This window comes from Acinetobacter sp. Colony158 (genome assembly GCF_019264745.1).
GTDB classification, from domain to species: domain Bacteria; phylum Pseudomonadota; class Gammaproteobacteria; order Pseudomonadales; family Moraxellaceae; genus Acinetobacter; species Acinetobacter ursingii.
Window position 1 is genome coordinate 3,133,286 of record NZ_CP078523.1, and the last position, 7,527, is coordinate 3,140,812.

Genomic DNA, 7,527 nt, shown 5'->3' on the forward strand with positions numbered 1-7,527 from the left:
AATGAAATTTATTCATCGAACTACAGTAAAACTGAACAATCGTGTAAACTGTGTGCTTTGATTTTACCTGTGAAGACAATCATGGCAACTGTTGACCTTTTTGCAATTGGAAATGCACTTATTGACCAAGAATTTAAAATTTCTGATGATTTTCTAATTCAACAAGGCTTGCAAAAAGGCACCATGCAGTTAACGGATGGTCCAACTCAAGCCGCATTATATCAAAACCTGCTCAATTCTCAGGATTATAAAGGTCAAGCCAGTGGTGGATCTGCGGCAAACACAACGGTCGCATTTAGTGCTTTAGGTAGTTCTGCTTTTTATGCCTGTCGAGTGGGAAATGATGAACTTGGGCAAATTTACCTTGATGGTTTAAATGACGCCGATATTTACACTTCCACAAAATCAAAAACCGATGGCGTAACGGGTACTTGTATGGTACTGATTAGCCCAGATACAGAACGTACCATGCATACTTATTTAGGGATCACCACCGAGCTTTCTGCGGAACAAGTTGATTACCAACCATTAAAAAAAGCAAAATGGCTTTACATCGAAGGATATCTTTCGACTAGTCCTTCAGCTCGATTAGCTGTCAAACAAGCACGCCAGATTGCACGTGAGCATGGAGTCAAAATTGCTTTATCGCTTTCGGATCCTGCGATGGTTCAATACGCCCGCGAAGGTCTCAATGAACTGATTGATGAAGGCGTAGATGTGTTGTTCTGTAATGAACAAGAGGCCTTGATGTATACAGAAACGCATACATTGGATGAAGCTTTTGCCAAATTGAAATTAAAAAATCATACCATTGTCATTACACAAGGTGCCAAAGGTGCTTCGGTACATTCAGCTAACACACATTTTCATTTAGGTGGTCGTCGTGTTACTGCTGTCGATGCCAATGGTGCCGGTGATGCTTTTGCAGGTGCATTCTTATATGCCCTTAATCAAAACATGTCTCTTGAAGATGCAACTCAGCTTGCTATTTTGATTTCAAGTGAAGTGGTTGCCCAATATGGCCCGCGTTTAGATATTGAAAACTATGCTAAACTGCTTAAAAATTTCCAGACTGAATGTGCATAAATATGGAAAAAATTTGCATGACCGAGGATATCCCTGAACGTGAAGCGCGTTCTTATGAAACGCCTCAGGGAGAGACTATTTTTATTACACAGCGTGATGGCGGTTTTTTTGCTTATCAAAATATCTGCCCGCACCTACAAGTTGAACTTGAATTTCTGGAAAATCAATTTCTAGATCAAGATCAGGAATTTATCGAGTGTTCAACACATGGTGCGCTGTTTAATGTAGAAAGGGGTGAATGTATTTCAGGCCCTTGTTTGGGTGAATTTTTGACGAAAGTTGAAATTCAGATACATTCAGATGGTGGAATTTACTTAACAGAATAATTTCTCAGGTTTTTGCCATGTCAGAATTTTTCTTCAACTACGACTTGCTTCCTTTTCATTTAAGTGTGGTTGCTTTAATTATTCTCAGCATGGCAGAAACTATTGGTATTTATATTGGGATACGTCCCAGTACAATTATTCAAAAAGTTTCTCCAAATTGGCTTGTGTATTCACCACTGCTTAATGTCAAGTTTTCAAAAGTTCTCATTCTTGTTTTTCTTTTAATCAATTTCAGTTTTGCTGGTTATTTTTTACAACTTGCTTTTTTTGCCAAACAGCACAGCTTTGTTTCGCCCTTCTATCTGATTTTTCCTGCACTGATTATTGCCATCTTCTTTACGGTATTTATGATTCACTGTCTTGATCAAGTCATCAAGCCACAGATCGAACATCACAACACCAGTCTACTTGGGCGACTTGCAACCATCTCAAGCGGCAATGCTCGTCCGGGATTTTCTGCACAAGCCCGAATTCGGGATGAATTTGGTCAGATTCATTATGTACAAGTTGAACCAGAATTTGGGGAATTAGAATTTCGCTCACAAGTGATTTTGATTCGTTTTAAACAGACTCATTACATCGCCAAAAAAATTGCAGTATCAAATCACTTATTTACACCACAACAATAATCATGTATATCTTTTAATCAATAAGAAAAATTGACTTAGGATCATTCAAATATAATGAGTAAATTAAAAATTTAATCTCGATATTTAACTATACCCACATAACTACAACCCGACCATTTTAGTTGGGTATTTAATTTTGCCTAAAATTTAATTATTACTATTTTAGTCGGATTTAAAATATCAAATACAACTATTTTAGTCTGATTTATTTCAGCCTAAACATGACTGCTTTAATATGCTTTTCATTATTTTTTAAATCAAAAAATATATTTGTAAGTATTTGATATAAAACAAATTAATAATATATTTTTATTTTAATTGTTTTAATTGTTTATTTTTTTGTTTATGTCATTAATAATATAGTTAATCCATCCAGATAGGCTTGTATATATGAGCTTAATGAAAAAAGATTTTAATCAACGTTTAGTCAAAGAAATTACAATCATATTAATAATTAAGATTGTTCTTTTACTGACAATTAAACATATCTGGTTTGACGCCCCTACTATCCCTAAAAATTTTGACAATCAAGTTGCCGAGCGTATCGCTGGCACAAATTCCCAAATCAAGGAGACACGTTGATGATTTCTGAAAGCGTGGTCGATCTTTCGCGGTTCCAGTTCGCTATGACCGCAATGTATCACTTCATTTTTGTCCCTCTGACTTTAGGCCTTGCTTTTCTTCTTGCCATTATGGAAACGACATATGTCATTTCTGGTAAAGAAATTTATAAAGATATGACTAAGTTCTGGGGAAAACTTTTCGGTATCAACTTTGCTTTAGGTGTAACGACTGGTCTGACTATGGAATTCCAGTTTGGTACTAACTGGGCTTACTATTCACACTATGTAGGTGACATTTTTGGTGCGCCACTGGCGATTGAAGGTCTAATGGCTTTCTTTTTAGAATCGACTTTTATTGGTTTGTTCTTCTTCGGCTGGAATCGTTTATCAAAAGTACAGCATCTTGGTGTGACATGGTTAGTTGCTATTGGTTCAAATATGTCCGCATTGTGGATTCTGGTCGCAAATGGCTGGATGCAAAACCCTGTCGGTGCTGCATTTAACTATGAAACCATGCGTATGGAACTGACCGATTTCGCAGCACTTATTTTTAACCCTGTCGCTCAGGTTAAATTTGTACATACTGTTTCGGCAGGCTATGTCACTGGTGCGATCTTTGTATTAGCGATTTCTAGTTATTACCTGTTGAAAAAACGTGACTTGCCATTTGCCCGTCGCTCTTTCGCCATTGCTGCTATTTTTGGTTTAGCTTCTACATTATCGGTTATTTTACTGGGTGATGAATCTGGCTATGAATTAGGTGATGTCCAAAAAGCAAAACTTGCCGCTATTGAATCCGAATGGGAAACTCAACCAGCACCAGCCAGTTTTACTCTATTTGGTATCCCAAATCAGCAAGAAATGCGCACTGATTATGCGATTAAAATTCCTTACGCATTAGGTCTAATTGCAACACGTTCAACCGATCAGCAAGTCACTGGTATTACCGACTTGATGAAAGAACATGAACTACGCATTCGTAATGGTATGGTGGCGTATAGTGAGCTTGAGAAACTTCGTGCAGGCGATAAATCTCCAGATTTGCTTAACTCATTTAAAGAAAACCAGAAAGATTTAGGCTACGGTTTATTATTGAAAAAATATACCGAAAATGTCACTGATGCGACTGAAGCCAATATTCAATCTGCTGTAAAAGACAGTATTCCGAACGTTCCTGCTTTATTCTTTACGTTCCGTATCATGGTTGCTTGTGGCTTCCTCATGCTCTTGCTCTTCATCTTGGCGGCATGGTCTGTGGCTAAACGCAATGCTGAAGATAAACCGTGGTTACTTAAGTTTGCTTTGTTTGCTTTGCCATTACCGTGGATTGCGGCTCAAACTGGCTGGTATGTAGCAGAAGGTGGTCGTCAACCTTGGACGATCGGTGAAGTATTACCTACTCACCTCTCAGCATCTAGTTTAAGTACTGGAGATGTATGGGGCTCAATCATTGCACTTGCAGCGTTCTACACAGTACTGCTCATTATTGAAATGTATCTAATGATCAAGTTTGCACGCTTAGGTCCAAGCTCACTTCATACTGGTAAATACCACTTTGAAAAACAAGAGAACTCGAATTTGGTCGCTGAGGAGGCTCAATCATGATCGAATATGAACTCCTAAAAATAATTTGGTGGGTCTTGGTCGGGGTACTCCTGATCGGGCTTGCCCTAACTGACGGTTTCGACATGGGTGCCATGATTTTGATGCCTTTCGTCGGTAAGACTGATAATGAACGTCGTGTGGCAATCAATACGATTGCTCCGCACTGGGATGGTAATCAGGTCTGGTTAATTACTGCGGGTGGTGCAATTTTTGCAGCATGGCCAATGGTTTATGCGGTCGCTTTCTCGGGGATGTATTGGGCCTTATTGCTCGTTCTGTTTGGACTTTTTCTAAGACCTGTTGGTTTTGATTATCGATCTAAACTTGAAAATACCAAATGGCGTAACTCTTGGGATTGGGGACTTTGTATTGGTAGTTTTGTTCCAGCACTTGTATTTGGTGTAGCATTCGGCAACATGCTGGTTGGTGTACCTTTTAGTCTGGATGAAACTGTCCGTTCTCACTATGACGGTAATTTCTTTGGCTTACTTAACCCGTTCTCTGTGGTATGTGGTCTAGTGAGTGTTGCTATGTTGTGTGCCCACGGTGGAGCTTGGCTCATGCTGCGTACAGATGCTGCGCTACATCGCCGTGCGGCTAAAGCAACTCAAATTATGTCTGTTGTATACCTTGTTTGCTTTATTGCTGCTGGTGCTTGGCTTTATTTTGGTAACATTGAAGGTTATACCTTGGTACAACCTTTTGATACCAACGGTGTTGCAAATCCTTTAGCAAAAGAAGTGGTGACCAATGCGAATCACGGTTGGCTAAACAACTATAGCCAATATCCAATCACTATGGTTGCACCTATTGTGGGTATTCTTGGTGGTCTGATTGCTTTATTTGCTTCGAGTAAAAATAAAGCAGGATTAAGCTTTCTTGGGTCTGCTTTAGCGATTGTTGGAACTATTTTAACTGCTGGTTTTGCATTATTTCCGTTCCTTATGCCATCTAGTATCAGTCCTGTTTCAAGTCTTACTATGTGGGACGCTGTTTCAAGTCATAAAACACTAGGTGTCATGACCGTTGCTGCATGTATTTTTGTACCAATCGTATTAAGTTATACCTTCTGGTGCTACTATAAAATGTGGGGTGTCATTACCAATAAAGACATTCAAGCTAATTCACATAGTTTGTACTAAGGTCACGAGGAGAAATATATGTGGTATTTCGCATGGATTCTTGGAATATTGATGGCTTGTTTTGCAGGTGTTCTAAGCGCTCTTTATATTGAGCATCATCAAAATTTAGATGAGGAATAACATTATGGCTGAAGCAGTGACAACAGTAAAAAGAAGTAAAGCGCAGACCATTGCGATGGTAATTTCATTTTTGTTGGCATTGCCACTTGCAGCTGTATTGTTGGTCCATCCTGGCATGATGCTAGATGCAAACGGACACTACAATCACAGTGTTCTTATGCTGGTTATGCTAGGAATTTCAGGCGGCTTTATTCATGGTGTAGGCTACATTCCCCAATTTTGGTTGTGGAAATGGTTATTTAGTCCTTACATCTCATGGCCACTGATGTTGATTGGTTATTATCTATGGTTTGTTAAATAATAGTCACTCAATAAAAAACCTCCGAAATTTCGGAGGTTTTTTTATGCCTAAGATTTATCTTAATTCGACTGCCCTGCTAGCCACGCCATAAATTTTTGGCGTTCTGTTTTTGAAGATTTTTGCCATAACTCAACCAATTGTTGATCATTGCTTTTAACTGCATTCGAAGCTTGAGGGTTGATCACTGTGGTTGGAACAGTAACGCCTTCTTTAGCCACTACAGTTTGAGTTGCATATACGGGTGCAGGTTGATTTGCTGGTGCAGATTTAGTTTGAGTTAAATCATAAGTTTTGCCAAAAAGCCCTCTGTTAAACCAAGGCTTAGCTTCTGTATTGGCACCTGTTTGCTGAACAAGTAATTGGTGATTTGCATTATAAAGGCCAATGGTTGGTTGTTCAGCGTATTTTTTTGCATCTTCAAAATTTGATGGTGCATTAACCAAATCTAGTTGATAAGTTGCTCCATCTTTTAGAGGTGGCGTTTTTAACGTTACTATTCCAGATTTAACAATATCGTGCTCACCATCTAAATGCTGAAAAAACTCCTGATAACGAACACTAATACTGATTTCGCCAGCATCAACTTTGTAATCATTTTCTTTTTTACGCAATAACCCTGAATTCACCTCTTGGTCATTGACCGCCAGTATTACGATTTCCTCTGGAGCCGTAATCGTCGCAGCCGCAAAAACAGAGCTACTTAAACATAAACTTAATGCGGCAAGTGTGAATTTTGAAGTCATTGTCGGATTTCTCTACATTTTTTTAAATCATGAGCACTATGCAGCGCAGTTGTGACAATTTTATGACAAATATTTCAAACATATGACTAAGTTATTAAATTTTATAATAATATTTAAATACTTAGTCATCAGGTGTATGCATCAATACTAAACCTAGTTTCCAATACATCCTCATAAAAAAGAGCGCGTAGATGCGCTCTTGATGTTTAAAAGAATATTAAAGCTTAGTTAAAGGTTTTAAAACGCTCATCATCGCTCATAAATTCTTTATCGCCTGCTTCTGCTTCAATTGAACCAAAGACCAATTGCGCGCGAAGTTTCCAGTTATGTGGAATACCAAAAGTAGTTGCAACTTCATCATCCACAATTGGATTGTAGTGTTGAAGTGACGCACCGACATTATGTTCTGCCAATGCTGTCCACGCTGCAAATTGTGCAATCGCAGTTGAGTGTTCAGACCAAACTGGGAAGTTATCAGCATACAATGCAAATTGTTCTTGTAAACCTTTAATCACAGCTTGGTCTTCATAGAATAGCGCTGTGCCAAAACCCGCAGAGAAACTATCAAGCTTGCCACTTGTCGCGGCAAAAGCAGCTTCAGGAACAATTTTTCTTAAAGTTTCACGTACAATTTCCCAAAATTTATGATGCGAATCACCAAATAGAATCACTACACGTGAAGATTGTGAGTTGAATGAAGATGGACTGTGTTTTACAGCATCTTTAATGATTTGCTCAATCTCAGCTTGTTCTAATGCAACATTTTTTCCGATTGCATAGATACTGCGACGATTTTTAATTTTATCTAAGAACGATGTCATTTGTTATGTCCTGTGTACATTTGACCTAATCGGTCGTGATCTGGAATGATGATTAGTTTATGCAACTCTTATGGCGTCTTCATTACTAATTTTATTACATAACCCGAATCGCGGATAAGCAATTGACTTGAAAAATAAGGGGACTAGAGCCATCAGTTGAGTTACCACACCAAACCTAAAGCTCTAGCCCT

10 protein-coding genes are annotated in these 7,527 nt (G+C 38.5%); 8 read left to right on the forward strand and 2 right to left on the reverse strand.

Annotation, left to right across the window (positions count from 1 at the left end; translation table 11 throughout):
- Positions 1-81: 81 nt before the first annotated feature.
- The 8 genes from JR005_RS12635 to JR005_RS12670 all read left to right on the forward strand — a co-directional run bounded on the left by JR005_RS12635 (position 82) and on the right by JR005_RS12670 (position 5,772).
- Positions 82-1,086, forward strand: coding sequence for an adenosine kinase (locus JR005_RS12635; protein WP_218665843.1), 1,005 nt, complete (start codon positions 82-84; stop codon positions 1,084-1,086).
- 17 nt (positions 1,087-1,103) lie between these two features.
- On the forward strand, positions 1,104-1,412 hold the full coding sequence (locus JR005_RS12640) for a Rieske (2Fe-2S) protein (RefSeq protein ID WP_218665202.1): 309 nt from the start codon (positions 1,104-1,106) through the stop codon (positions 1,410-1,412).
- Between the two features lie 17 nt (positions 1,413-1,429).
- Complete coding sequence (locus tag JR005_RS12645) at positions 1,430-2,041, forward strand: OB-fold-containig protein (protein ID WP_044435084.1); 612 nt, start codon at positions 1,430-1,432, stop codon at positions 2,039-2,041.
- Positions 2,042-2,431: 390 nt separating this feature from the next.
- Positions 2,432-2,623, forward strand: a complete 192-nt coding sequence (gene cydP, locus JR005_RS12650) for a cytochrome oxidase putative small subunit CydP (protein WP_004989285.1) — start codon at positions 2,432-2,434, stop codon at positions 2,621-2,623.
- Positions 2,623-4,209, forward strand: coding sequence for a cytochrome ubiquinol oxidase subunit I (locus JR005_RS12655; protein WP_004989287.1), 1,587 nt, complete (start codon positions 2,623-2,625; stop codon positions 4,207-4,209). Before cydP ends, JR005_RS12655 begins: the two co-directional genes overlap by 1 nt.
- Positions 4,206-5,351, forward strand: a complete 1,146-nt coding sequence (cydB, locus tag JR005_RS12660; RefSeq protein ID WP_004989291.1) for a cytochrome d ubiquinol oxidase subunit II — start codon at positions 4,206-4,208, stop codon at positions 5,349-5,351. The genes JR005_RS12655 and cydB overlap by 4 nt, the downstream gene beginning before the upstream one ends.
- 18 nt (positions 5,352-5,369) lie before the next feature.
- Complete coding sequence (gene cydX / locus JR005_RS12665; protein WP_000270276.1) at positions 5,370-5,471, forward strand: cytochrome bd-I oxidase subunit CydX; 102 nt, start codon at positions 5,370-5,372, stop codon at positions 5,469-5,471.
- 4 nt (positions 5,472-5,475) lie between these two features.
- Positions 5,476-5,772, forward strand: coding sequence for a cyd operon YbgE family protein (locus tag JR005_RS12670; protein ID WP_004989293.1), 297 nt, complete (start codon positions 5,476-5,478; stop codon positions 5,770-5,772).
- Positions 5,773-5,831: 59 nt separating this feature from the next.
- Here the strand turns inward: JR005_RS12670 and JR005_RS12675 are convergent, their stop codons facing one another.
- Together JR005_RS12675 and JR005_RS12680 are read right to left on the reverse strand one after the other, a co-directional pair.
- Positions 5,832-6,515, reverse strand: coding sequence for a DUF2057 family protein (locus JR005_RS12675; protein WP_044435086.1), 684 nt, complete (start codon positions 6,513-6,515; stop codon positions 5,832-5,834).
- A gap of 224 nt (positions 6,516-6,739) precedes the next feature.
- Entirely contained in the window at positions 6,740-7,336 is a 597-nt protein-coding gene (locus tag JR005_RS12680) for a nitroreductase family protein (RefSeq protein ID WP_044435089.1), read from the reverse strand.
- Positions 7,337-7,527: the final 191 nt, after the last annotated feature.